The following is a 26,483-nucleotide window of genomic DNA, read 5'->3' as shown; positions in this document are numbered from 1 at the left end:
GAAAAGTGAATAATTTCAATGATGCAGAAAATGGGGTCAAAAGAGAAGGGAAAAAATGCAATAACGAAATTACATAAATGAAAGTGATAAATTTATTCCCCCTCATATAGCAGGCTTAATCGGTGGATTAGTCTAAAACTGCGCGCAAGGCGCTTTTTTATATGAGGAATTGGACTATGACAGTTATCAATCAGCCTACCTGTACACTGTTTACCGATACTGAACGTTTCACGCAGCTCTCAGGGTATTACGAGGCGGAGCGACGCACCGTCTGGATGATGCTGCGGGCTCAGCCGCGTCCTTGCTTCAACCATGCCTTAATTGAGGAGATCATGAACCTTTCCTGGCTGGTCCGTCAGTCGGGTTTTGCGGTCGATTTTTGGGTTACCGGCTCGCTTGTTCCTGAAATGTACAACGTGGGAGGGGACTTGCAGTTCTTCGTCGAGTGCATTCAGAACGGGCGGCGTGAAGCGTTACGGGCGTATGCCCGCGCCTGTGTTGATTGCGTCCATGCGGCGTCAAGAGGGTTTGATACGGGGGCCATCACGCTGGCAATGGTCGAAGGCAGCGCATTAGGCGGCGGATTTGAGGCAGCGCTGGCGCACCATTTTGTCCTGGCTCAGCGTGATGCCCGGTTAGGTTTCCCGGAAATTGCCTTTAATCTGTTCCCGGGGATGGGGGGGTATTCTCTGGTCGCTCGACGTTCAGGCATGAAGCTGGCGGAGGAGCTCATCTACAAAGGGGAATCCCATACGGCAGAATGGTACGAGCAGCACGGGCTGGTGGATGTGCTGTATGAACCCGGGCAAAGCTACGTCTCGGTCAGGACCTTCATCGACACATTGCGGCCAAAACTGAACGGCGTAAGAGCCATGCTGCGTGCTCGTACGCGCGTTCTGCAGTTGCCACGCAGTGAGCTGATGGATATTACCGAAGACTGGGTCGATGCCGCATTCTGCCTTGAGCCGAAAGATATCGCCTACATGGAGCGTCTGGTGATGCTGCAAAACCGCCATCATGCGGCGGGCTTACGCAAGGCCAGCTAGCGCTGTTGTCGCGCCTGATAGCGTTTTAGCCATCGCTCGAATGCGGCAGCGGGCATCGGCTTAGCAAAAAGGAAACCCTGCCGTTCGTTGACGCCATTCTTAGTCAGAAAGGCGTCTTCTTTTGCATTCTCCACCCCCTCGGCGATCACCTGCAGATTCAGGGCCTGTGCCACTGCGACAATGGCGCGTACCAGTGACTGAGAGATGGACTGCTTATGAATATCTCTGACAAAAGATTGATCGAGTTTAATGGCGTCAATAGGAAAACGCGCCAGCTGGGAAAGGGAAGAGTAGCCCGTACCAAAGTCATCCAGATGTATTTGTGCCCCGAGTCGGCTGAATTGCTGGATCACCGAAAGCGCCAGCTCTTCGTTTTCGATGAGACAGCTCTCTGTTAACTCGACGTCGATAGGGCAGTACTCAAAATGCAGATCCTTAAGCGCCTGCTTTAAATCGCTGAAAATCGTCTGGTCGGCAAGCTGACGTGCAGAGACGTTCACGGCCACGCGCAGGTTAATCCCCTTGTCACGCCATTTCGCCACCTGACGAACCACGTCGAGCATCACCCAGCGCCCCAGCGGCACAATCAAACCGGACTCTTCGGCATAAGAGATAAATTCCAGCGGTGGGATCAAGCCGCGCTCCGGCGACTGCCAGCGGACCAGCGCCTCAAGACTTCTGACCTCACCGCGCCAGGTCATTTTAGGCTGGTAGTGAATCAGAAGCTGATCGTTATCCAGCGCTTTACGCAGATTGGTGTCCAGCCAAAGATACTCAAATACGCGCTGGTTCATTTCAGGGGAGAAGACGCAGAACTTACCCCTGCCATTTTCCTTGGCGGTGTACATGGCCGTATCGGCATTGCGAATCACACTTTCCCGATCGTTCCCGTGCTGCGGCGCGAGGGCGATACCCAAAGAACAGCCGGTATATATCTCAATCAGCCCGATTCTGAACGGCTGGCGCAGGCGGGTCAGAATGCGCGACGCCATCGCTTCCAGCGAGCCCTGAGACGTATTCGTGGCCATCACGATAAACTCATCGCCGCCGAGCCGGGCCAGAACCTGCCCCTCGTCAAGGCAACTCAGAATGGCGAGTGCAACCGCCTGTAAGAGCTGATCGCCAAACATATGCCCGTAGGCATCGTTGACCTTTTTGAAGTTATCCAGGTCAAGATACACCACGCCAACCTGCGTTTCGCCCCGATGGTTGATGGCGTCTGAGATCTGTTCGTGGATGGCATTGCGGTTGGGTAAACCGGTGATGGTATCGGTATTGGCCAGCACGCGCAGGCGCTCCTGCGCCCGACGTTCCTCGGTAATGTCGGTGCCGGAGCAAATAAGAAATATTTCGTTTTTACCGCTGCCGCTGTGAACGAATTTGTTTCTGAACAGAAACAAGCGTTGTCCTTTCCGCGTCTTGATCCAGCGTTCGACTTCGTAGGAGCTGCCGTTACGGAAGAAACCGGTGATATTTCGCTTCGAGGCTGCCGCCTCGCTGCGACTCATAAACAATTTGAACACGTTCTGACCGATCACTTCCTGCTCTTTCAGACCGGTATACTCTTCGCTCAGGCGATTAAAACGCTGAATATTACCGTGCTGATCGAGAATTACAATGACGGAATTCGCTTCCGAAACCACCTGTTCCGCGAAGGAGAGTCCTTGAGCGAGATCGCGTGCTACGGAGGGGGTATCGTTCCAGGCCGATGCCGTGCCGGCCCACTCGTTTCGGGTGATTTTGCGGCCGACAAGATGCACGGGAACCTCTTCGCCATACAGGGAGAGGTTCATTGAAATGCTGGAGGTAATTACCGTTAACTGGCGGATCAACGTGGCTTGTTCATCGTCCAGCGTCACCACCTGAGTCGCATCGGCATTTTCGCTGGCGGCAAGGTGCAGAGCGTTGCTGTCTGCCGACAATCGCCACCACGGACTGTGAGTACCCATGTAACGAAACAGCAAATTCTGCTCAAGATCGTCGATCATGATTTCTCCCGCTGCTACTCATTAGCGCACAAATTATTCATTTGCAGTCGACTTTTCCGTTGTGAAACAGCGGTAAAACCGAAGTGAACGTATTGTTTTTCCCTGCTTTCTTATAATAAAACGAGTCTGCCAAAAAAGAATACTGAGCATCCAGCTATTCAGGTGACCGAATATGACGGCACTCTTTTACTGTAGATAATTATGGCCATTTTGGGCGGGGGGAATCGGAAAATAGTCAGAAAAAATGATGAATTTGTGGGGCGGGTTAAAAAGAAAAATTGTCGGCCTTCCCGAACGGAAATGGCCGACAATTTAGCGGGTTATCAGACAGCTGGTCGCGCGATAATACTGCGGGTATCCATGCGGACTTCAGCGATAGTTACGTCAATCACCTCAGTGACTTTGTAAACTGTTTCACCTTTAATCTGCACGGTGCCACTTTCCTGGCTACAGACCAGTTCGTCACGAACGGCATGCAGGAATGGGGCAGGGATAAAGGCGACAGCACCGTTATCCACCAGACGGACACGCATCCCGCCGCGGCTGATATCAATAATCTCCGCAGCGAAGCGGGTGTCGGTTCCGGCTTTATCCTGCAGGAAACGCGCGTACAGCCAGTCTCCAACGTCACGTTCCGCCATGCGGTTCAGACGGCGACGTTCTGCCATCTGCACGGTCGTGTCGTCCTGAGGGCGTGCAATCGTTTCGCCTTTGATAATCGCTTTCAGCAGACGGTGGTTAACCATGTCGCCATATTTACGAATTGGGGATGTCCAGGTGGCGTAAGCTTCCAGACCGAGGCCGAAGTGCGGGCCTGGTTCGGTGCTGATTTCAGCGAAGGACTGGAAGCGGCGAATACGGCTATCAAGGAAACCGGATGGCTGTGCGTCCAGCTCGCGGCGAAGCTTGCAGAATCCTGGCAGCGTCAGGACTTCTTCCGGATCAACATGCACATCGTGATTCTTCAGCAGGGCCGCCAGCGCTTCGGTATTGGCCGGATCGAATCCGGTGTGAACGTTGTAAATTCCAAAGCCCAGCTTGTCGCGCAGCACGCGTGCGGCGCAAATGTTGGCGGAAATCATCGCTTCTTCGACGATGCGGTTAGCAATGCGTCGCGGCTCGGCCACGATATCCAGCACTTCGCCTTTCTCACCGAGAACAAAACGGTAGTCCGGACGATCTTTGAACACCAGGGCGTGGGTTGTACGCCATTCGCCACGCTTCAGGCAAATACGGTGCAGCAGACGAATCTGCGCCGCAATGGCATCAGATTCAGGTTTCCAGTTGCCGGTGTTTTCCAGCCAGTCAGAGACATTGTCATAGGCCAGCTTGGCTTTGGATTCGATGGTGGCGGCAAAGAATTCGATATCGTCTTCAATCGTCCCATCCTCGGCGATGGTCATGCGGCAGGCGAGAGCCGGGCGCACTTCATTTGGGCGCAGCGAGCAGAGATCGTCTGACAGTTCGCGCGGCAGCATCGGGATGTTAAAGCCTGGCAGGTAGTTGGTAAACGCACGGATTTTGGCCGTTTCGTCCAGTTTACTGCCTTGTGCAATCCAGGCGGTAGGATCGGCAATGGCGACGGTCAGATGCAGTTTGCCATCGGCGCTCTCTTCAGCGTAGAGCGCATCGTCCATATCTTCTGTGCTGGCGCTGTCGATGGTGACAAATTCCAGCGCAGTGAGATCGCGGCGCGTCAAACCTTCGTCCTGCATTTCAGTCGCTACGCCGTTCGGCGCTTCTTTTTCAAGATTATGGCGTGCCAGCGTGACCCACCACGGGACGAAATGGTCATCGCCAAAGGTGATGAACTGCGTCAGTTCTGCATAGAAACCACGGTCGCCTTTCAGAGGATGACGGCGCATTTCTGCTACGGCCCAGTCACCTTCTTTAAAATCATGCTCAACGCCGCGGGCGGCCCGGCAGGGAATGGCATCTTTCAACAGGGGATGATCCGGCACGATAGAAAGACGATCGTCTTTTCGCTGTACCTTACCGACAAAGCGGGTCAGGAACGGTTCAATCAGTTCTTCCGGCTCAGCGGATTCACGTTCCTTCTCTGTATGAATGACGGCCATGACGCGATCGCCATGCATCACTTTCTTCATCTGCGGTGGCGGAATGAAGTAGCTTTTCTGCGCGTCAACTTCAAGGAAGCCAAAGCCCTTTTCCGTGGCTTTCACGACCCCTTCTGCACGCGGCGTCTGGGAATGCAGTTGCTGTTTAAGCTGCGCTAGCAGCGGGTTGTCCTGAAACATAATGTTCTATTTTCGTAGCCATTGAGCGGTTGACAGTTTTACGCGATTCTCACTTCTACAGCAAGCGGTCTTTGGGGAATGCGTGTGGTTATTCCGCTTTGCCAGCCGCGAGTTTTAGTCGATTAAGCCAACCCTCAAACGCGCTTTGAGACAGGCGGTTGATCGCCTGGGCGACAGTCAGTCCTTCTTCCATGAGTGGGGTAAACTACGCGGCACTAAAGCGGTCCGGCGAGCGTGTCAGCAAGTCGACTGCTGCCAAAAGCGACGGCGGGGAAAGCGCACTCTCTTCCCGGCTGTTTATCAGGATCTCTCCCGTCAGGTCGAGCAAGGTCGGTTCATGGCACAGGACGGGTGTCAGCGCCTCAAGCGCAGGTTCTGCCTGCCAGCGGGAGAGGGACTCAAGCTGATGCGCACTCGCATAGCGAAGCTCGACCACGGGAAGAAGCGCTATCCACCTACCGGCGCACGCTGGCAGGGTGTGCGGCTGAATATGATGGCCCGGCAACCAGCGAACGGGATGGCCAAGCAGAGCCTGAAAGACCGCAACCACGCGCGCCTGAAAACCGATAAAGCCGATGATCTGGTTAATCACCACAATGTCATAGGTAGAGAGACCCACCTCATCAAGCTGGTTTCGCGCCTTGTCATCAATGACATCCGGTGAGCTGGCGAGCTGACGGGCATACTGCGTGATTTGCGCCAGCCGCCGGTTACTTTCGCGGGAGGAGTCAGGACCCGGCAGCGGAGCAAGAAGGGCGGCGTAATGGTTGCATAGCCGCTGAACGCCACAGGCCTGCGCAACCGTCAACGCGGTACTTAACCGGTCATAGGCGCTGAGCGTTCGCAGACGATTGACGGGAAGTGAGAGGGGAAACAGCTGATGGCATAAGGCTCTGGCAGGGGCAAGCCAGCCGGTACAGGCGGCGACAATCTCATCGGGCAGGGCTAAATCGAGCAAAAAACGATCGTCGACGTTAGCGGCTTCGGGCATCAGGGGCAGCGCATCCGACTGCGCGTGGTTTGACTGGGTTTCGTGATACCAGTGGCCTTTGCCGGAAAAACGGCGTTGTTCCATGGGCGTTCCTTGATCTCAAAATGGCGATCAATATCCTGGCGTAACGCAGATAAAGGGAAAAATATTGTTAGGTGATAACAAATAGCAGAACGGAATAACGAGGGGATGGTGCGGGGGAAAACTCTCTTCCCGTGCGGGAAGAGAGTCTGAGCTTATTTAATTTCCAGCTCGTTCATTGCAGCGATGTTGAAGCCGCCGTCAACGTGAACCACTTCACCGGAGATACCCGCGGACAGGTCAGAGCACAGGAATGCAGCAGAGTTACCCACATCTTCAATGGTAACAGTACGACGAATCGGGGTAACCGCTTCGCAGTGCGCCAGCATTTTACGGAAATCTTTGATGCCGGACGCCGCCAGGGTGCGGATAGGACCCGCGGAGATGGCGTTAACACGCACACCTTCAGGACCCATTGCGTTCGCCATATAGCGTACGTTGGCTTCCAGAGACGCTTTAGCCAGACCCATCACGTTGTAGTTAGGGATAGCACGTTCCGCGCCCAGGTAGGACAGGGTCAACAGCGCTGCGCCCGGGTTCAGCATCGCGCGGCAAGATTTAGCCATCGCAACGAAGCTGTAGGAGCTGATGTCGTGAGCGATTTTAAAGCCATCACGGGTAACCGCGTTCACATAGTCACCGTCCAGCTGGTCGCCAGGCGCGAAGCCGATGGAGTGAACGAAACCGTCGAATTTCGGCCATGCTTTTGCCAGCTCAGCAAACATGCCATCGATGCTTTCATCTTGTGCAACGTCACATTCCAGAACGATGCTGGAACCCAGCTGCGCGGCAAACTCTTCAACACGGCCTTTCAGCTTGTCGTTCTGGTAGGTGAACGCCAGCTCAGCGCCTTCACGATGCATTGCCTGTGCGATGCCGTATGCGATGGACAGTTTGCTGGCAACGCCAGTCACCAGAATGCGCTTACCGGAAAGAAAACCCATAGCTTTAATCCTTATATTCATTGCTTATTTTGCCTTGTAATTCATAGCGTTACAGGCAGTATTTCAAAATCATTCGAAATTAGCTCGAAATTATAGCCCACTCACAGCCCCTTGTGTCACGATATTTCTCGCCGATCGCCAAAGACGAATGCCCCAGAAGGTGAGGCGTGGGTTCAAAATTTCAGCATTTGTCCAGTATATCACCCGGCAGCAGCTTCGCCTCATCCAACCAGCGTGGATGGGCGATCCCTCACGATAGTGACCCTTTCCTGGCGCTTTCTATGAAACGCGCGATGACAATAAAGAAAACCGGGACGAAGAAGATCGCGAGAAGCGTACCGCTAATCATGCCGCCAAAGACACCGGTGCCGATGGCGTGTTGTGTGCTGTCACTTGCGCCACTGGCCAGCATTAAGGGAACCACTCCCAACGTAAAGGCTAACGATGTCATCAGAATAGGGCGCAGGCGCTGGCTTGCGGCCTGTATCGTTGCCGCCACCAGAGGGTTCCCTTCACGATGCAACTGTCTGGCAAACTCCACAATCAATATGGCGTTCTTGGCAGACAGGCCTATCAGGGTGATAAGGCCGACCTTGAAGAAAACATCATTCGTCATGCCGGCAACAGACACGGCCATGACTGCACCGATCAGTCCCAATGGCACCACCAGCATGACGGCAAAAGGTATTGACCAGCTCTCATACAGGGCAGCGAGCACCATAAACACCACCAGAATCGACAGGACGATCAGACCCGGGAGCTGCGACTGGGATTTTATTTCCTGCAATGAGCTCCCGGCCCATTCTCCCGCCAAGCCCTGAGGTAAATCCCTGGACAAATTCTCCATAACTTTCATTGCGGTACCGCTGGATTCACCGGTGGCCGCACTGCCGGTAATGCGGATAGCAGAATACCCCTGATAACGCGTTAGTTGCTGCGGTGCAACGTTCCAGGAGAGCGTCGCAAACGTTGACACTGGCACCCTCTGCCCCTGGCGGTTTTTAACGGATAATTTCAGGATCTGCTCAGGTTGCATTCGGTAAGGCGCATCGGCCTGGATAATCACCTGCTGAACACGCCCATTGTTCGTGTAGTCATTAACGTAGTTTGAACCCATGGTGACGGAGAGCGTCTGGTTGATTTCATCAAATGAGACGCCCAGAGCTTCCGCTTTTTCCCGGTCAATCTGAAGCGCCAGGCTAGTGCCTTCCGGCAGGCCGTCGATATACACGCCACTCAGTTCAGGACGTTGATTCGCTTTCAGCACCAGCGCATCGGCCGCCTGCTTTAACGCCTCGTAGCCCAGTCCCGCTCTGTCCTGCACGTACCAGGTGAAGCCCGACGAGGTGCCCATATCCGAAATGGCAGGCGGGAGCAGGCTCATCGTTACGGCATCAGAGACGTTTGCCATACTGGCCTGCATATGGTCGGCTTCATCCTCGGCTGTAGAGCCGTGCCTTTCTTTCCAGTCCTTCAGCGTGGTGAATGCCATGGCCGAATTCGGTCCTGATCCTGAAAACCCAAAACCCAGGATCATAATGTTGCTTTCAATATCCGGTCGGGTCGCAATTTCCTGTTCAAATGTTTTTACTACTTTCAGGGTGCGCTGCATTGTGGCATCAGAGGGAAGCTGAATAGAGGACATAAAATAGCCCTGATCTTCGTCCGGCAGAAAGGATGAGGGCAGCGAAGACAATCCAAAAAATAGCGCAGCACAAAGCGCAACATACAGAAGCAGCATTCGGCCGGTTCGTTTCAGAACCGCGCCCAGGCCGGATTCGTACCATGTCGTCAGGGTATGAAAACGGGCGTTAAAGCCTACCGCGAACCTGCCGCCACCGTGTTTTTGCGCTCTGTGGGGCTTAAGCAACGTCGCACAAAGCGCGGGAGTCAGCGTGAGGGCAAGAAATGCCGACAACAGTATGGATACCGCCATGGAAATACAAAATTGTCGATAAATAATGCCTACGGACCCATCAGCAAAACCCATGGGTATAAAGACAGCGGTAAGTACCAGCGTGATCCCGATAATTGCCGGGGTGATTTCGGCCATGGCCTCCCGGGTAGCGTCGCGCGGAGAAAGGTTTTTTTCTTCCATCAGCCGTTCAACGTTCTCCACGACCACAATGGCGTCATCCACGATAATCCCTATCGCCAGCACCATGCCGAACATGGTCAGAATATTGATCGAGTATCCACTCAATAGCATCACTGTGAAGGTGCCCAGCAGCGCGACGGGGGCCACAATCGCGGGGATAAGCGTACAGCGTATCTTATGTAAAAACAGCAGCATAACGAGAAAGACAAGGACCATCGCTTCCACAAAGGTTTGCACCACCTTCATGATGGACAGCTTTACAAACGGTGCGGTATCGAAGGGAACCGTAAACGCCATTCCTTCCGGCAACACCTGAGAAAGTTCGTCGATACGTGCACGTACGCCTGACGCCGTGCTCATCGCATTGGCGCCTGGCGACAACTGGATTGCCGCAGCTGTTGCCGGCACCCCATTTTCGCGGATACCGAAAGCGTAACTTTGCAGGCCAGACTCAATCCGCGCAACGTCGGACAGTTTCAGCCTTGCGCCAGACGCATCTGCTTTAAGGGTAATGTTTCTGAAAGCCTCTACAGAAGTGAGTTGCCCTTTCACTGTGATGGGATAGGTTACGCCTTGTCCTGCAGTTTCCGGTTCGTCTCCCGTTTTCCCCGGCGAAACAAGGGCATTTTGCTGACCTACAGCGGTAAGAACATCGCTCACCGAAAGCCCGTAACTGTGCAGCTGCATGGGATCCAGCCAGATGCGCAGCGCTTTTTCGCCACCAAACAGCTGGACTTTTCCGACTCCCGGCACACGGCGTAGTTCGTCGCTGACGTTGCGGGCAAAATAATCGCTTAAATCCGCCTCTTCAAATTTGCCGGTTGTGGACTTCAACCCCACCATCATTAAAAATCCGGAATTGGCCGCCTCGACGTTGATGCCATTTTGCCTGACCGCCTGCGGCAAACGTGGCTCTACAATCTTGATCTGGTTCTGAAGATCCATCTGTGCCAGCTTAATATCTGTGCCGGGCTTAAAGGTCACGGTAATAGATGCAGAACCGGTTGTGTCGCTGGATGATTCGAAATAGAGCAAATTATCCACGCCCGATATTTCACGCTCGATGAGCGACACCACGGACGTATTCATGATATCGGGGCTGGCCCCCGGATAAGTGACAGAAATAATGATCCCCGGCGGTGCCACCGCCGGATACTGCGCAACCGGCAACCGGGGTATAGACAGGACACCCGTCAGGACAATAAAAAGCGCCACTACCCAGGCGAATACGGGGCGTTCAATAAAAAAATGAGGCATTAAATTAACGTCCAGATACGTGAATTTCGTCATCGGCTGATACGCGTTTACCGATATCCCTGAGCTGAGAAAATTTCTCAAGAAGCTGCGGGGCGTCATCGAGACTTGTCGCGAACATCCACATGTATGTCATCACGGAATAAATATGTCCGGCGGTGATGCCAGCCGATTGCGTCATCCAGATAATGGTCAGCGTAAAAAGCAGGGCAACGAGTATACCCACCCATAAATAGCCCCACGCCTCCCGGTCCGATAACGCAATGCGTAAACGTGCAAGCGTGACGTAATGGCGGTGAAGGGTGGCGGTGCCTGCCTTATGAACATAATCAACTTCCTTCTCAAGACGATTATTCAGGCGCATGAATAACCATTCATTTTTACGGGCATATTCCGAGACAAATCCCATCAGAATGATGACGATTGCACAGCACATGATGCCGGCCCAGAATTCGATAAATAACAGCATGATTGCCGCACCAAAGAGAGAACTCAGCGAGGTAATAAGCAGGGGCAAGTGCATTTCAAAGAAATCCACATACTCGCGCGAGAGTGTGACCCTGGCGGCGATAGCCGAATGGTTAAGCTGGTATTTCCGCTGTGAAAGCACAACGGAGACCGCAAGCCCGGCATAAATACGAGCAAACGTTCGCGTATCAACACTCCGTCTTGTCGCACCTATGATCCACATACAGAGCACCATCAGTCCGTACAGTGCGGCGTTAAGTGTCTTACCCGCAAGAATGGCATTAATCGCGATGCCTGCCAGAACGGGATACAGTAAAAACATCACGTTTTCAGCCACGACAAGGAAAAAAGTCACAACCAGTTTTTTCCGGTGACGTACCGCGAGTTTTTTAAGTGAGTACATAACGCCAGCTGTATCTGGAGAACGACGATTGTTATTAAGGTTATTCATTCTGGGTAACAGGTTTCAGACTCTTTAAGTGAGTGTATTTTGAGCAATAAGGGTTGGCAGGAAGTCTACAACTCGCCTGTTTAGCGGAAATGGCAGTTTTATGGAGAGAGTGTGGAGCGCAACCGTGCGGTTGTTCAAATCATTCTCATAATGAGGTACAACGGCGAACCGCAGAAAAAAAGAATTAAATAACACTCGTAGTAAAACACCAAATCGTCGAAATCTGGCGTAGCGTTCAGCAGCACAGTGAACGTAATTATGAGATATATAAAAATCACCATTAGCCAGAAGGCGATGACAAGTAATTCAGTGAATGCACCTGCTTTGTTTTGTATTATCAGAGAGACAACCGACAAAGCGATGCAACCATAAATAATGGGAGAGGAGGGCAGCGTCGCGGCAACTTTTTCATCCATTTTATGCATCAACACCAGCCAGGTATAGAGTAATCCCCACGACAGCAGCAGGAACAGCGTATATATACCGATTTTCTTAGTAGAGAAATATTTCGAAAATTCCATGCTCATTATCTCAGCCAGATTCATAAAGCCTTAAAGCGACAGGGTTAATTCTCACCGTTCTATGAAAGAAGGGTTCTGCCCGAATAGCTATTCTGGCCAGGCATTGTCGAGTCTTTATTGACTGAATGTGTAGGCTGTGTGGAGGCATGGCCGGACATTTAAATTAGTGCTGGAAATTTTCATGGCTACGGCACTTTTTCCCGGAGGCTGTGTCTTATTGTGCTAAAGATATCTGATAGCGTGCTCAAAGGGATTTCACCCGCGGAGATAAAATGAACAAAAATACTCTAATCCTTGTTGTTGAAGATGAAGACGACATTGCTGAAATACTGATGAGTTACTTAGAGCGTTCAGGGATGAAAACGCTGAGGGCCAGACAGGGCGAGCAGGCGATAGCGCTTAATCGCCTTCATAAACCGGATCTCATCTTGCTGGACATTCATCTGCCCGTATGCGACGGCTGGAGCGTCCTCACGACGCTTCGTCAGGAAAGTTCCGTGCCCGTCATTATGGTTTCTGCCCTCGATCAGGATGTAGATAAACTCATGGGGCTGAGGCTTGGCGCGGATGATTACGTTATCAAGCCTTTTAACCCTTCTGAAGTTGTCGCGCGGGTTGAAGCGGTGCTGCGCAGAACCAAACCCGCTATTCAGCAGGCGGGGGCCGCGCCTCTCAGGACGCCTTTTATTACGGTCTATCCGGATGATTTCTACGTTGAGGTTACCGTGGGACCTGAGGTGATCTCCCCGGTGTTAACGACGACGGAATTTAAGCTTCTTAAGTATCTGGTCAGATATCCGCGAAAGGTCTGCTCCCGCGAAGAGTTACTCAACGCATGTCTTCCGGAAGGTGATACCCTCGACAGAACAGTAGATAGCCATATGAGCAAGCTGCGTAAAAAACTTGAGCTCGCGGGGCTTTACGGCGTCCCTGAGAGCATCAGGGGCATGGGTTACCGGCTTGGAGAAAAAAAATGAACAGAGAGTCTGTCCTGAGTCGTCAGATCTTAACGTACATGATGTTGCTGACGTTTACGATCATTGCCATTTCAATACTGGGTTCCTGGTTTTTTTACTCCTTTATTCTGGATCACCTCCCCGGCGGCGCTGCGGCGGGGGAAGACGAGCAGATGACCCTGTGGGACTGGGTGTGGATCGGGACAGCAACAACAATCAGTCTGATATTCGCGGTTTTTTTAACGATCAAACTTTCCTCGCGGATACTCACCCCGCTAAACGCGGTCGCGTCCAGCCTGAAAAAAATTTCGCAGGGCCAACTGGATGCCCGGGCTTATTGTGCCAGTTCCAGGCTGGGAGAGATCAATCACCTGGTCATGGATTTCAATGAAATGGCGGAAAAACTGCAGACGCTGGATATGCAGCGTAAATCCTGGAATGCCGCCATTGCCCATGAACTCAGAACCCCGGTCACGATTTTACGCGGACGACTTCAGGGTCTGGTAGACGGCGTTTTTGAACCGGATCCGGTGCTTTTTAATAATCTTCTCAGGCAGACCGAAGGGTTAACCCGCCTGATTGAAGATCTACGGGTTGTCAGCTCTGACGGTGGGGCGGGTTATACGTTGTCTAAATCCAGAACGGATCTCAACGGGACAATACAGGACGCGCTTGATACGTTCATGCCCGAATTTAAACGTAATCAGTTTACGATAAAGACAGCGTTGAGGGAGCAGCGTTGTGTGTTCGATCCGTTGCGTATCAACCAGTGTCTGGCCGTTCTGTTTGACAACGCATTACACTATTCAACCTCGCGGACGCTCATTGTCAAAAATGGCGTGTCTGATAAAGGCAATTATATTCTTATTCAGGATGGCGGACCGGGCATCCCTGAGGCCTTCCACGATTTTTTATTTCAGCCTTTTCAGCGGGATAATGGCGCCAGGGCATTGAATCCCGAAGGGTGTGGTTTAGGCTTATCTGTGGTAAAAGCCATCATGCTGGCCCATGGTGGCGATGTCACTTATACCTTATCAAAGCAAAACCACTCAATATTTAAACTCACCTGGCCCGACCCGTGAGTTTCAGCGGCAGATTAAATGTGCTTGCTGGCGATAAATGCCATATTTGTCCTAGCTTAGCATCCCATTCCTGTGGGGTAATCGTCAGTTTACCGCGTCTCGGGCTTAGGGTTATTTCACTGAAATAGATTTCATCTTTTTTTAGCATAAGATCAACGCGGCAGTAATCAATTCCCTGCGCCAGCTCCTGGGAGGCCAACAATGCTTCTCGGAATAAAAGCGGTTCGCCAGGATCTGCTGAAGTATTCGGATATTCCATCTGGAAAGGTTGTAAGTTCCAGTGCCTGTCATAAACGTTGATAAACCCTTTCCCGTTATCATCCGTAAAATCCGCTTCAACATAGTGGGCAACGCCATGAAAGCAATGGATCCTCAACATTTCGGGCGTTGTATTCCTGTCAGCATCGTCGAAGAGATCGACAAATGGCTCGCAAAGTATACTCGGCGTAATGTTTTTGTACTGCCATTCGCGTGTGGTGTAGTACAGATTTTTCTTTAACGCGAGGCTCAGTTTTTTACAGGCTTCCCTGTCATTAAAGTGCGCTTTGTCGGTACATATTATTGTGCTACCACTGTCATGGTTGCACTTAAGGACGAATTTGTCAGGAAGTACTGAAAAATCAATTTGCGACGCCCTGGTATAAACACCAAGTAATGGCACCGTTTTCACGCGCGTAGTTCTGGAAGAAACGTATTCCCGAACGGCGAGTTTATCGGCAAGCATTGTATAGACGTTATTATGGTCATAGACCAGACGATGGCATATTTTTTCACTCAACGTCGAGGGTGATTTAATGTCAGGGGTTTTCCCGGTTGTTCTCCTGAGCCTCACAGTATGGAAGTGCAGGTCCGTCATTAAAAATGAACGACATTTTCTGATGAGATACTCTGTGTATTTTAGAACATAAGTGGCGGTGATCATTTTTTCTCCTCCGTAATGTCCTGATATTCTGGAGAAGAACTGTTGATGGATATTGCGAAAAATATGGAGCAAGGATGGAGACGAAAATTAAAAGGATTAAATAACGTACGCAGGTTATTTAATCCTTGATTTAGCGGGGGGGTTACCGTTGTGCTTAGCGGTCCTTTCTCCACGCATCGGCGGTCAGCGCTTCACCGAAATGACCGGCAATCAGTCGTTTCGTCAGCTCATGAAGCGGAGAGGCCATGACATCCGCCGTGCTGCCACGTTCGACAACTTCCCCCTGGTGCATCACCATCACCTGGTCGCTGATGTGCTTCATCATTCCGAGATGTTGGGTAACGTAGATATAGGAGATACCTTGTTTTTCCTGCAACTCCAGCATCAGGTTAATCAGTTGCGAACGCATCGACATATCCAGCGAGGCAAGCGCTTCGTCGGCAATGATTACCTTCGGGCGCAAAATCAATGCGCGCGCCAGACCCAGGCGCTGTTTTTGGCCGGGGGCCAGCATATGCGGATAGTAGCTTTCGTGATCCGGTAACAGTCCCACCATGCGCAGGGTTTCAAAGACGCGCTTTCGTCGCGCCTCGGGCTCCAGCTCGGTGTTCAAACGCAGAGGAAAATCCAGAATCTGCGAAATACGCTGGCGAGGATTGAGCGAGGTTGACGGATCCTGGAAGATCATGCGGATACGCTGGCTGCGGAAAGAGTAATCCCCAAACGCCAGAGGATGATCGTCAATCAACACTTCTCCAGCGGTAGGCTCTACCATGCCAGCAAGCATCTTCGCCAGCGTCGATTTCCCGGAACCGTTTTCGCCAATAATCGCCAGCGTCTGTTTTTCACGCAGGGTAAAACTTAGCGGCTTTACCGCCTCGACAGTCTGACGATGAAACAGCCCCGTACGATAGCGAAAGGTCTTACTCAGGTTGCGGACTTCCAGTAAGGTTTCGACCATTTCACTCTCTCTCCATGTTCAGCGGGAAATGACAGGCGTAAAGATGATTTTTAGCGCCGGTCAGGCGTGGTGTCTCAATACATTTACGCTGAGCATACGGGCAACGAGGCCCAAGACGGCAGCCTATCGGCAAGGATTCCAGCAGCGGAATCGCCCCTGGCAAGGTATTCAGGCGGCTCTTGTGCGGCATGGCGCTGCCAAAATCAGGAATAGCCCGGATAAGCGCCTGCGTATACGGATGATGCGGGGCGTTGATCAGGTCTTCGCTGGGGGCGGTTTCGACCGTTTGCCCGCAGTACATAACATCAATTTTGTCCGCCCATTTGCTTAACATCTGCAGGTCATGGCTGATCAGCAAAATGGTGGTGTTGTTGTTCTGGTTCAGACGTGACAGCAGGCGGAAAATTTGCGCCTGTGTGGTCGGCTCCATCGCGTTGGTGGGTTCATCCGCAATCAGCAAGCGCGGCTGATTAGCCAGCGCGATAGCAATCATCACCTTCTGACATTCACCGTCGGTAAGCTCATACGGGAAGCTGCGCATCGCGTCTTTATGATCTTTGATCCCGACGCGGTGCAACAGTTCGATGGCGCGACGTTTACGCCAGCCGAAACGCTGCCACCAGCGGCCTTTATAGGTCCAGCCGGGGATGTTCTGCATGAGCTGTTTACCCACGCGCTCGGACGGATCGAGACAGGATTGCGGCTCCTGGAAGATCATCGAGACGTTGTGACCAACCAGCTTACGCCGCTCGCGCGGGGAGAGGCGCAGCAGGTCAATGTCGTCGAAGCGCATACGATCGGCGGTCACGCGCCAGTTGTCTTTCGCCACGCCGCAGATAGCTTTGGCGATCAGGCTTTTCCCTGAGCCAGATTCACCCACCAGCCCGCGAATTTCACCCTCAGCAAGCGTGATACTGATGCGATCGACGGCCTTAACCCAGCCTTCACCGGTTTTGAATTCGATGGTGAGGTTGCGGATATCAAGAAGTGGCATTATTGCACCCCCGCGTTAATTGCACGGCGAATACCGTCGCCCAGCAGGTTGATCAGCAACACGCTCACCATAATCGCCGCCCCCGGCAGCATCACTGTCCACGGTGCAACGTAGATTAACTCCAGCGCGTCACCGAGCATTGCGCCCCATTCAGGTGACGGCAACTGGGCGCCAAGGTCGAGGAAGCCGAGCGCAGCAATATCGAGAATCGCCATCGACAGCGCACGGGTGATCTCGGTGACCAGCCCGGCGGCGATATTCGGCAGAACGGCAAACCACAGGATGTTGAAGGTGGTCGCGCCGTCCAGACGGGCGGCGACGACATACTCTTTTTCCAGCTCGTCATGCACCATGCTGTAAACCGAACGCACGATGCGGGGCAGGATTGCCAGCCAGACGGCAAACATCGCATGCGACAGATGCGGTCCGGCAAAAGCAACCACAATGATCGCCAGCAGCAGAGACGGAATCGACAGCAGGGTGTCCAGAATGTGGTTCAGTACCGCCGAACGCAGGCCATGCGTGGATCCCGCAAAAATACCGAGCGCCAGTCCAAAGACTGTCGCCGCAAGCGTGACCACAAATGCGCCACCCACCGTCGGAGCAGCGCCGCTTAACAGGCGACTCAATACGTCACGTCCGAGGTCGTCAGTGCCGAGGAAGAAAGAGACTTCGCCGTAGCGTGACCAGGAAGGCGGCAGAAGCTGATAGCCGAGGAACTGCTGGTCAATGCCATACGGGGCAAACCACGAGCCAAAGAGGCAGAGTAATACCAGCCCGGCGCAGCCATAAAGGCCGATCATCGCCGTGGTGTCACCATAGAACTTACGCCACACGGTACGCAGCGCACCGGGTGTGCGCTTTTCACTGTATACGTTATCGTAAGGCATACCATTCCTTATGCTTCAACGGGTTAGCCATCGCACCCAAAATATCGGACAACACGTTAACAATAATCACCAGCGAACCAATCACCATCACACCCGCTGAAATAGCGGCGTAGTCCTGCTGGCGAATCGCGTTGATCATCCATCGTCCCAGCCCTGGCCAGCTAAAGACCATCTCGGTGATCATCGCCAGAGTGAGCATGGTGGAGAACTGCAGCCCCAGACGCGGAATCACCGGCGGTAGCGCGTTATGAAGAACGTTGCGGCGCAGGATGGTCAGGCGTGACAAACCCCGCGTGGCGGCGGCTTTGACATAATTCTGGTCAAACACCTCGATGGTGCTCAGGCGCATCAGGCGAATTACTTCCGTGGTCGGGGCGACGGCCAGCGTCAGTACCGGCAACACCATATGGCGCACGGCGCTGACGATCATCTCATGACGCCACACTGAATCGGACAGCCAGGCGTCAATAATGGCAAAACCCGTCACCGTTTTCACCGTGTAGAGCAGGTCGAAACGCCCCGAGACCGGTAGCCAGCCCATTGTCAGCGAGAAGAAGAGCGTTAACAGCAGCGCCAGCCAGAATACCGGGATGGAGAAGCCTAACAGGGCGAGGGCGCTGATGAACTTATCCTGCCATTTGTTGCGATAGATCCCGGCCAGCATACCCACGGGGATCCCCACCATCAGGGCAAAACCGAAGGCCAGAATGCACAGCTCCATCGTGGCCGGAAAAACCTCTTTCAACTGGTCGGAGATAAGCTGCCCGTTGATGCTGGACACCCCGAAATCCCAGTGCAGCAGACCGTTAAACCAGAACAGCCAGGCATCCCACAACGATGAGCCCTGAAGCGGGGCGTGCGGCGTAAAATAGCTCAGGCTGAAACCGACAAAGGTCAGCAGAAAGAGCGTCACCAGCAGCAGCAGGAGTCGGCGTAAGGTAAAAATAATCATGGTTTTTTCACCTCTTGTTCTTTTTCGCGCGAGACGCCCGCGAACGAGGCATTGCCGAACGGACTCAGCACCAGACCTTTAATATCATAGCGATAGGCCTGGAGACGCAGGGAAGAGGCCAGCGGCAGCACGGGCAACTCCTCGGCGAGGATTTTCTGCGCTTCATCATAAGCATCGATGCGTGAGGCCAGCTGTTGGGAAGAGAGCGCTTTTTGCAGCACGGCGTCAAACTCCCGGTTACACCAGTGAGCGTAGTTGGTCTGCGAGTTGATCGCCGCACAGCTCAGCAGCGGCCGGAAAAAACTGTCCGGGTCGTTACTGTCGGTAGCCCAGCCGGTCAGCGTGAGATCGTGATTCATATCCATCAGGCGCGCCTCCTGGAAACGGCCTTCAACCGGCACGATGATCACCTTGACGCCCACCTGTGCCATATCTGCCTGCAACAGTTCGGCCGTTTTCAGCGGGCTCGGGTTCCACGCCTGGGAACTGGTCGGCACCCAAAGCTGGAGGGTGAGGTTTTCCGCGCCCAGCGCTTTCAGTTGTTCGCGTGCTTTTGCCGGATTGTATTCCGTAATTTTAGCTTCACCGTCGTAGGCCCACGAGGCGCGCGGTAAAATAGAGGCCGCGGTTTCCGCCGTGCCGTAGTAGATCGACTGCATCAGACGCTGGTTGTTAATCGCCAGCGCCAGGGCATGACGGACGGCAGGGTTGTTCAACGGCGGCTTATCCGTGTTAAAGGCCAGATAAGCGATGTTCATTCCCGGGCGTAGCGTCAGACGCAGACGCGGATCGTCGCGCAAAATCGTGAGCTGGCTGGCGGCAGGCCAGGCGAGCACGTCACATTCCCCGGTGAGCAGTTTTGAGAGACGTCCCGTTCCGCCAGAGCCGAGGTCAACCACCACCTGCGGCATCAGCGGCGTGCCGCGCCAGAAATGTTCATGACGCTGCAGGCGTATATATTGCCCCGCACGGTATTCCGCCAGCTGGAACGGACCGGTGCCCACCGGCTGGCGATCGAGCAACTCCTGGCGATCTTTTTTCGCAAGCTGCGACGCATATTCAGCAGACATGACGGACGCATAGTGGGTCGCCAGATGCCAGAGGAAGGAGGCATCCGGGCGCGTTAGCGTAAATTCAACCGTTCGGTTATCCAGCTTACGTACGCTCTTAACCGTGTCGGCAAACTGCAGACTGTCGAAGTAAGGGAAATGATCTCCATTGACGTTATGCCACGGATGATTGCGATTAAAGATCCGCTGGAAGGTAAAGACCACATCGTCCGCATTCAGCTTGCGCGTGGGGGTAAACCAGGGCGTGCGCTGAAACGCGACATCATTGCGCAGGTGGAAGCGGTAGGTGGCACCGTTGTCCAGCACTTCCCAGCTTTCCGCAAGCTCAGGGACCAGACGGTAGGTGTACGGGTCGACATCAAGCAGACGGTCATACAATTGCGCGGCAAGCGTATCGACAATCAGGCCGCTGCCCGCTTTTTGCGGGTTGAAGGTATCCACCTGGCCGCTCACGCAATAGACGAAGCCACTGTCACGGATGTCAGGCTGCGAAGTCTGCCCCGGCGCGGCAAAAGCCATGCTGCTGAACAGACCGAGTGCAAAAAAGGACGATAAAACCAGACGCATAATTTTTAAGGTTTTTAGGTTCGATCTGCAAAGTGTATCGCACTTACGCCTGCTTCGTAAAAATGTCTGCGGGTAAGTGCCGATATTGTCAGCGCATTTGATGCTTTTTGAGCAATGCCCGTAACTGATGGTAGGTCAGACCCAGGAGTTCAGCCGCCCGTTTCTGGTTATATTTCGCCGTCTTCAGGCTTTGCTCCAGCAATTGTTGTTCCTGGTCGTGCTGGAACTGACGTAAATCAAGAGGGAGGGCGGGGGCGTGGTCAGACGATGAGGGGGCGGTGACCGGCGGCGCATGACGCTGAAAAGGATCGATAATGATGTTATCCAGTTCCGCCTCGCTGCTGCCGTGGCGGTAGACAGAGCGCTCCACGACGTTTTTCAGTTCGCGAATATTTCCCGGCCAGTGATAGGCCAGTAGTGTCTCCTTTGCATAATCGCTGAAGCCGGGGAACAGAGGCAGGCCGAGCTCGCGGCACATCTGAATCGCAAACTGGTCTGCGAGCAGCATAATATCACTTCTTCGCTCGCGCAGGGGGGGAAGCTGAACAACGTCAAAGGCCAGGCGGTCAAGCAGATCGGCCCTGAATTTCTCCTCCGCGACCCTCTCCGGCAGATTGGCGTTGGTGGCGCACACCAGACGCACGTTAACCTGTAGCGGCTGGCTACCGCCGACGCGCTCCAGTTCGCCATACTCAATGACGCGCAGCAGTTTTTCCTGGACCAGCATGGGCGCGGTGGCGAGTTCATCAAGAAACAGCGTACCGCCGTCGGCGCGCTCAAACCGTCCCGGATGGCGCTTCTGGGCGCCGGTAAAGGCGCCTGCTTCGTGGCCGAAAAGCTCTGTATCGAGCAGGTTTTCATTCAGCGCCGCGCAGTTTAACGAGATAAAGGGGCCGTCCCAGCGTCCGGATAAATAGTGCAGGCGGTTGGCAATCAGTTCCTTACCCGTGCCGCGCTCGCCGATAATCAGCACCGGCTTGTTGAGCGGTGCAAGGCGGGACACCTGTTCCAGCACCTCCAGAAAGCTGTTTGCTTCCCCGAGTAAATTGTCTTTGTATCCAGCCATGATGAAATTAACCACTCCTTAGCGATATTCACCAGGTCAGCATAGTTCTTCATTGCGTATAAATCAAACACATCAAGCAAAATCAATAGGATAAAAAACTGGCACGGGAATTGTATTATCTCAACAGCAGGGCATTGCCCGACCACAGAAATAAGAGGATTTTTATTATGGGTATTTTTTCTCGTTTTGCCGACATCGTGAACGCCAACATCAACTCACTGCTGGAAAAGGCGGAAGACCCGCAGAAGCTGGTGCGTCTGATGATTCAGGAGATGGAAGACACGCTGGTTGAAGTGCGTTCTACCTCTGCTCGCGCGCTTGCTGAGAAAAAACAGTTAACGCGCCGGATTGAGCAGGCTACCGCCCAGCTCAATGAATGGCAGGAAAAAGCGGAACTCGCCCTGCGTAAAGATAAAGAAGATCTGGCTCGTGCGGCGCTGATTGAAAAACAGAAGCTGACGGACATGGTCGCGACGCTTGAGCATGAAGTGACGCTGGTGGATGACACGCTCACCCGCATGAAAAAAGAGATTGGTGAGCTCGAAAATAAACTGAGCGAAACCCGCGCACGTCAGCAGGCGCTGTCGCTGCGTCATCAGGCGGCCAGCTCTTCCCGCGACGTACGCCGTCAGCTGGACAGCGGCAAGCTGGATGAGGCCATGGCGCGATTTGAGTCTTTTGAGCGTCGCATCGATCAGATGGAAGCGGAAGCAGAAAGCCACAGCATCGGGAAGCAAAATTCACTGGATCAACAGTTTGCCGACCTGAAAGCGGACGATGAAATCAGCGAGCAGCTGGCGGCATTGAAAGCCAAAATGAAGCAAGATAACCAATAATACTGTTGCGGCACCTGAGCGTGCCGCTATGCATCCTAAGACAAGGAGTACACATGAGCGCGCTTTTTCTGGCCATTCCCCTGACGATTTTCGTGCTGTTTGTTTTGCCGATTTGGCTATGGCTGCACTACAGCAACCGTTCTTCACAAGGCGATCTTTCCCAGAGTGAACAGCAACGCCTTGCGCAGCTTACCGAACAGGCGAATAAGATGCGTGACCGCATTCAGGCGCTGGAAGCGATCCTGGATGCAGAACATCCAAACTGGAGGGATCGTTAATGACCGGACTGAATCTGAACAAAAAGTTGTGGCGAATCCCACAGCAGGGGATGGTGCGTGGCGTTTGTGCCGGGCTGGCACACTATCTTGACGTTCCGGTAAAACTGGTTCGTGTGGTGACGGTACTGTCTATTTTCTTCGGTCTGGCGTTTATCACGTTCGTGGCATACATCGTTCTGTCATTTGTCCTTGATCCCATGCCCGACGGGGAACTGGTCGCAGAAAGTGCGCCAACCAGTAACGATCTTCTGAACGCGGTTGACGAGCAACTGGCCGCAGGGGAGAAGCGGTTGCGTGAAATGGAACGTTATGTGACGTCGGATACCTTTACGCTGAGAAGTCGTTTTCGTCAGCTTTAAGAGAGAATTTATATGAAGCAAAACTGGCAACAGGCCGGTCAGAAGGTAAAACCCGGCCTGAAAATCGCAGGTAAGCTGGTTCTGATGACGGCATTACGTTACGGCCCGGCAGGTGTGGCGGGTTGGGCGATCAAATCTGTTGCCCGTAAGCCGGTCAGAATGTTGCTGGCCGTAGCGCTCGAACCAATGCTGCAAAAAGTGGCAAAACGGCTATCGCGCCGTTACTTATCCCGCTAATTCACACGCGCGTCAGCCCCCACTTTCCCTGTGAGGGGCTGGCGCCAGCTCAAACATTTCCCTCCCTTTAATGTGCTTTCTTTGCGGCAGCTCACAATACTGAGCAGAGCCGCTTTGGAATTGCGTTTTTCAGCCTCCCGCTTCGTTGACAGATATTTTTCATGGGAGTAGATTGCCCTTCGTGGGACCGCTACCATGGAAAATAAAGTGAACGCAAAAATTAAAAAACTTATCAATCATATCTACGGTGAATCATTTTCTAACGCACATTTAGACGTGTTATTATCAAAGCTTGAGCAAGCCGCTATTGATATTACAGAAAAGCGCAAATCAGGCTGGGATGAAAAAGATGTTGTCCTGATTACTTACGCCGACCAGTTCTCCGCGAAAGGGGAGAAAGCGTTGCCAGTGTTTACCTGCTTTTATAATGAATGGCTTGCCCGCACGTTTTCCCATGTCCATCTTTTACCTTTTTATCCGTGGTCCTCTGATGACGGATTTTCCGTTATTGATTACCACAGCGTCGCGCCTGAAACCGGAAGCTGGCAGGATGTTGCTGAATTAAAACAGTCTGCCAGCTTAATGTTTGACTTCGTGTGCAACCATATGTCAGCAAAAAGTGAATGGTTTGCTAATTATCTTGCGAAGAAGCCGGGCTTTGACGATTTCTTTATTTCTGTCGATCCTGAAACTGATTTATCTGCCGTGACGCGCCCTCGCGCATTACCGCTGCTGACGCCATTTAAGCTGCATGATGGAAGCGTGCGTCATCTTTGGACCACGTTCAGTGATGACCAGATCGATCTCAACTTCGCCTCGCCTCAGGTACTGATTGCGATGGTTGACGTACTGCTCCATTACCTGGCGGAAGGGGCGCGTTACATTCGCCTCGACGCCGTTGGGTTTATGTGGAAGATTCCAGGAACCAGCTGCATCCATCTTGAGCAGACACACTGCCTTATCCAGCTTTTCCGTGCGATTACCGACGCTGTGGCACCCGGCACGGTGATCATTACCGAGACAAACGTCCCGCATAAAGACAATATCTCGTACTTCGGTGATGGTGAAAATGAAGCCCAGATGGTCTATCAGTTCTCCTTGCCACCGCTGGTGCTGCATGCTGTTCATCGTCAGGATGTAAAAGCGCTTTGCCAGTGGGCGGGGTCGCTGGCGCTGCCTTCAACAAAAACGACCTGGTTCAACTTCCTGGCGTCTCATGACGGTATCGGCCTGAACCCGTTACGCGGCATTCTTCCGGAGTCAGAAATACTGTCACTGGTTGAAAAACTTCAGCAGGAAGGGGCGCTGGTTAACTGGAAAAATAATCCTGACGGAACGCGCAGTCCTTACGAAATCAATGTGACCTATCTGGACGCATTAAGCTCGCAAGACAGCCCGGATGATGAACGTATTGCGCGGTTTATTCTGGCGCATGCTGTACTGCTGAGTTTCCCGGGCGTACCTGCCGTTTATATTCAAAGCATTCTTGGCTCGCGTAACGATTATGAAGGCGTTGAACGCCTCGGTTATAACCGCGCGATAAACCGCAAGAAATACACCGCCGGTCAGGTTGACCTTGAGCTCAATAATAAACAAAGCATTCGTCATAAAATCTATTCCCGTTTAAGCGAGCTTATTGCTATTCGTCGTGGGGAACGCGCATTTCATCCTGATGCTCAGGCAATGTTTGAATCACTTGATGAACAGATTCTTAAAATTGTTCGCGTGGCTGAGAATGGTGAAAGAATTACCGCGCTATTTAATTTTAGTCATAATGTTCATACCGTTTATGAGGAAGCGCTTTCCGGTGTGGAATTGCTATCAGGACAGGCTATTGACGGTACGGAACTGACCCTCAATCCATGGCAGGTTATGTGGATTAAAGAAAACTAAAAAAGGACCCTTAAATGAAAATGCCCAAAATTGTGCTGTTATCAGCACTGGTTTCGTGCGCCCTGTTATCAGGCTGTAAGGATGATAAAGCGTCTGCTGTGACCATTGAGTTTATGCACTCTTCAGTAGAGCAGGAGCGTCAGGCGGTTATTACGAAACTGATCGAGAAATTTGAAAAAGAGAACCCTGGCATCACGGTGAAACAGGTGCCGGTGGAAGAAGACGCCTACAACACCAAGGTGATTACGCTCGCGAGAACCGGGGCGCTGCCTGAGGTGATTGAAGTCAGCCATGATTACGCAAAAGTCATGGATAAGGAACAGCTGCTGGATCGCAAAGCGATTGGCGAAGCCATTAAAGCGGTAGGCGAAAACACCTTCTATGACGGGATCCTGCGCGTAGTCCGTACCGAAGACGGTACCGCCTGGACGGGCGTGCCAATGAGTGCCTGGCTGTCCGGCGTCTGGTATCACAAAGATGTGCTGGCTGCTGCGGGTATTGAGGAGCCCCACAACTGGGAACAACTGCTGAAGGCCAGTGAGAAACTTAACGACCCGGCCAAAAAACATTACGGCATTGCGCTGCCTACCGCGGAAAGCGTCATGACCGAGCAGGCATTCTCCCAGTTTGCACTTTCCGGCGGCGCGAACGTTTTTGATGTCAACGGGAACGTCGAAATCGATACCCCTGAGATGGCGAAAGCGCTCTCTTTTTATAAAGCGCTGGCCGCGACCACTATGCCGGGCTCGAACGACGTCATGGAGATCAAAGATGCCTTCATGAACGGTTCCGCACCGATGGCGGTTTATTCCACCTACATCCTGCCTGCGGTATTCCAGGATGGAAACCCTGCCAATCTTGGCTTCGTGGTCCCTACCGAAAAGACCTCTGCAGTCTACGGCATGATCACATCGCTGACGATCACCACGGGGCAATCTGAAGGTGAAACGCAGGCGGCTGAAAAGTTTGTGACGTGGATGGAGCAGGCTCAAAACGCAACCGACTGGGTCATGATGTCGCCTGGTGCGGCGCTGCCGGTGAACAAGCTGGTGGTAGGTACGGATACCTGGAAAAACAACGAGGTCATTAAAGCGTTTGGGCAACTGCCTTATGAGCTGATTGCTCAGTTCCCAAATGTGCAGGTGTTTGGCGCAGTGGGCGACAAAAACTTCACCCGAATGGGCGATGTCACCGGGTCCGGCATTATCAGTTCCATGGTGCATAACGTCACGGTGGGTAAACAAGATCTCAGCGCCACGCTCAGCAATAGCCAGAAGCGACTGGCTGACCTGATTTCACAACGATAGGAGCGCTTTGCGG

The 26,483-nt window shown here is 52.9% G+C and carries 22 protein-coding genes and 1 pseudogene; 9 read left to right on the top strand and 14 right to left on the bottom strand.

What is annotated here, in order from left to right:
• Nucleotides 1-176: 176 nt before the first annotated feature.
• Complete coding sequence (locus tag BFV64_RS12360; protein ID WP_014884079.1) at nucleotides 177-1,046, top strand: crotonase/enoyl-CoA hydratase family protein; 870 nt, start codon at nucleotides 177-179, stop codon at nucleotides 1,044-1,046.
• Here the strand turns inward: BFV64_RS12360 and pdeR are convergent.
• The 7 genes and pseudogenes from pdeR to crrC form a co-directional block, all read right to left on the bottom strand.
• The gene (gene pdeR, locus BFV64_RS12355; protein WP_014884078.1) at nucleotides 1,043-3,034 is read right to left on the bottom strand and encodes a cyclic di-GMP phosphodiesterase; all 1,992 of its coding nucleotides are present in this window, start codon (nucleotides 3,032-3,034) and stop codon (nucleotides 1,043-1,045) included. The genes BFV64_RS12360 and pdeR overlap by 4 nt on opposite strands.
• A 323-nt stretch (nucleotides 3,035-3,357) precedes the next feature.
• Nucleotides 3,358-5,292 (bottom strand): exoribonuclease II, encoded by a 1,935-nt coding sequence (locus BFV64_RS12350; protein ID WP_069602128.1) that lies wholly within the window; start codon nucleotides 5,290-5,292, stop codon nucleotides 3,358-3,360.
• An 88-nt stretch (nucleotides 5,293-5,380) separates the two neighbouring features.
• Nucleotides 5,381-6,367, bottom strand: a pseudogene (locus tag BFV64_RS12345) (CMD domain-containing protein).
• A gap of 152 nt (nucleotides 6,368-6,519) precedes the next feature.
• Nucleotides 6,520-7,308 (bottom strand): enoyl-ACP reductase FabI, encoded by a 789-nt coding sequence (gene fabI / locus BFV64_RS12340; RefSeq protein ID WP_003856831.1) that lies wholly within the window; start codon nucleotides 7,306-7,308, stop codon nucleotides 6,520-6,522.
• 250 nt (nucleotides 7,309-7,558) lie between these two features.
• A complete protein-coding gene (locus tag BFV64_RS12335; protein WP_069602483.1) occupies nucleotides 7,559-10,663 on the bottom strand; it encodes a multidrug efflux RND transporter permease subunit in 3,105 nt (1,034 codons plus the stop codon).
• Between the two features lie 4 nt (nucleotides 10,664-10,667).
• Nucleotides 10,668-11,531 (bottom strand): ABC transporter six-transmembrane domain-containing protein, encoded by an 864-nt coding sequence (locus tag BFV64_RS12330; RefSeq protein ID WP_023330542.1) that lies wholly within the window; start codon nucleotides 11,529-11,531, stop codon nucleotides 10,668-10,670.
• Between the two features lie 182 nt (nucleotides 11,532-11,713).
• Complete coding sequence (gene crrC, locus BFV64_RS12325; RefSeq protein WP_176261017.1) at nucleotides 11,714-12,106, bottom strand: colistin resistant protein CrrC; 393 nt, start codon at nucleotides 12,104-12,106, stop codon at nucleotides 11,714-11,716.
• Nucleotides 12,107-12,372: 266 nt separating this feature from the next.
• Between crrC and BFV64_RS12320 the strand changes: the two genes are divergently transcribed.
• Together BFV64_RS12320 and BFV64_RS12315 are read left to right on the top strand one after the other, a co-directional pair.
• Nucleotides 12,373-13,077, top strand: a complete 705-nt coding sequence (locus BFV64_RS12320) for a response regulator (protein WP_023330541.1) — start codon at nucleotides 12,373-12,375, stop codon at nucleotides 13,075-13,077.
• Nucleotides 13,074-14,138 (top strand): ATP-binding protein, encoded by a 1,065-nt coding sequence (locus BFV64_RS12315; protein WP_023330540.1) that lies wholly within the window; start codon nucleotides 13,074-13,076, stop codon nucleotides 14,136-14,138. Before BFV64_RS12320 ends, BFV64_RS12315 begins: the two co-directional genes overlap by 4 nt.
• Here BFV64_RS12315 and BFV64_RS12310 read toward each other — a convergent pair.
• From BFV64_RS12310 to pspF, 7 genes are all read right to left on the bottom strand, one after another.
• Nucleotides 14,119-15,060 (bottom strand): ATP-grasp fold amidoligase family protein, encoded by a 942-nt coding sequence (locus BFV64_RS12310; protein WP_023330539.1) that lies wholly within the window; start codon nucleotides 15,058-15,060, stop codon nucleotides 14,119-14,121. The two genes, BFV64_RS12315 and BFV64_RS12310, sit on opposite strands and share 20 nt — an antisense overlap.
• A 154-nt stretch (nucleotides 15,061-15,214) precedes the next feature.
• Nucleotides 15,215-16,021, bottom strand: a complete 807-nt coding sequence (gene sapF / locus BFV64_RS12305) for a putrescine export ABC transporter ATP-binding protein SapF (protein WP_014884069.1) — start codon at nucleotides 16,019-16,021, stop codon at nucleotides 15,215-15,217.
• A 1-nt stretch (nucleotide 16,022) separates the two neighbouring features.
• On the bottom strand, nucleotides 16,023-17,015 hold the full coding sequence (gene sapD, locus BFV64_RS12300; protein ID WP_014884068.1) for a putrescine export ABC transporter ATP-binding protein SapD: 993 nt from the start codon (nucleotides 17,013-17,015) through the stop codon (nucleotides 16,023-16,025).
• The gene (gene sapC / locus BFV64_RS12295; protein ID WP_045282171.1) at nucleotides 17,015-17,905 is read right to left on the bottom strand and encodes a putrescine export ABC transporter permease SapC; all 891 of its coding nucleotides are present in this window, start codon (nucleotides 17,903-17,905) and stop codon (nucleotides 17,015-17,017) included. The genes sapD and sapC overlap by 1 nt, the downstream gene beginning before the upstream one ends.
• Entirely contained in the window at nucleotides 17,892-18,857 is a 966-nt protein-coding gene (gene sapB / locus BFV64_RS12290) for a putrescine export ABC transporter permease SapB (RefSeq protein WP_023337369.1), read from the bottom strand. The genes sapC and sapB overlap by 14 nt, the downstream gene beginning before the upstream one ends.
• Nucleotides 18,854-20,494, bottom strand: a complete 1,641-nt coding sequence (gene sapA, locus BFV64_RS12285; RefSeq protein ID WP_014884065.1) for an ABC transporter substrate-binding protein SapA — start codon at nucleotides 20,492-20,494, stop codon at nucleotides 18,854-18,856. The genes sapB and sapA overlap by 4 nt, the downstream gene beginning before the upstream one ends.
• Before the next feature lie 88 nt (nucleotides 20,495-20,582).
• Entirely contained in the window at nucleotides 20,583-21,560 is a 978-nt protein-coding gene (gene pspF, locus BFV64_RS12280; RefSeq protein ID WP_023330538.1) for a phage shock protein operon transcriptional activator, read from the bottom strand.
• Nucleotides 21,561-21,727: 167 nt separating this feature from the next.
• Here pspF and pspA point away from each other — a divergent pair, with 167 nt between their 5' ends.
• The 6 genes from pspA to BFV64_RS12250 all read left to right on the top strand — a co-directional run bounded on the left by pspA (nucleotide 21,728) and on the right by BFV64_RS12250 (nucleotide 26,470).
• Nucleotides 21,728-22,396, top strand: a complete 669-nt coding sequence (gene pspA, locus BFV64_RS12275) for a phage shock protein PspA (RefSeq protein ID WP_045135283.1) — start codon at nucleotides 21,728-21,730, stop codon at nucleotides 22,394-22,396.
• 53 nt (nucleotides 22,397-22,449) lie between these two features.
• The gene (pspB, locus tag BFV64_RS12270) at nucleotides 22,450-22,674 is read left to right on the top strand and encodes an envelope stress response membrane protein PspB (protein WP_014884062.1); all 225 of its coding nucleotides are present in this window, start codon (nucleotides 22,450-22,452) and stop codon (nucleotides 22,672-22,674) included.
• A complete protein-coding gene (gene pspC / locus BFV64_RS12265; protein WP_045135282.1) occupies nucleotides 22,674-23,033 on the top strand; it encodes an envelope stress response membrane protein PspC in 360 nt (119 codons plus the stop codon). Before pspB ends, pspC begins: the two co-directional genes overlap by 1 nt.
• Before the next feature lie 12 nt (nucleotides 23,034-23,045).
• A complete protein-coding gene (gene pspD, locus BFV64_RS12260; RefSeq protein ID WP_023338371.1) occupies nucleotides 23,046-23,270 on the top strand; it encodes a phage shock protein PspD in 225 nt (74 codons plus the stop codon).
• A gap of 195 nt (nucleotides 23,271-23,465) precedes the next feature.
• On the top strand, nucleotides 23,466-25,163 hold the full coding sequence (locus BFV64_RS12255) for a sugar phosphorylase (RefSeq protein WP_069602127.1): 1,698 nt from the start codon (nucleotides 23,466-23,468) through the stop codon (nucleotides 25,161-25,163).
• A gap of 14 nt (nucleotides 25,164-25,177) precedes the next feature.
• Nucleotides 25,178-26,470 carry an ABC transporter substrate-binding protein gene (locus tag BFV64_RS12250; protein ID WP_045135280.1) on the top strand — a complete coding sequence of 431 codons (1,293 nt, stop codon included), beginning with the start codon at nucleotides 25,178-25,180 and terminating at the stop codon, nucleotides 26,468-26,470.
• Nucleotides 26,471-26,483 lie beyond the last annotated feature (13 nt).

Origin of the sequence: Enterobacter kobei (genome assembly GCF_001729765.1) — a bacterium.
In the GTDB taxonomy this organism is placed as follows: domain Bacteria; phylum Pseudomonadota; class Gammaproteobacteria; order Enterobacterales; family Enterobacteriaceae; genus Enterobacter; species Enterobacter kobei.
The sequence above is the reverse complement of the archived record's forward strand: the minus strand, read 5'-3'. Positions and strand labels throughout refer to the sequence as shown.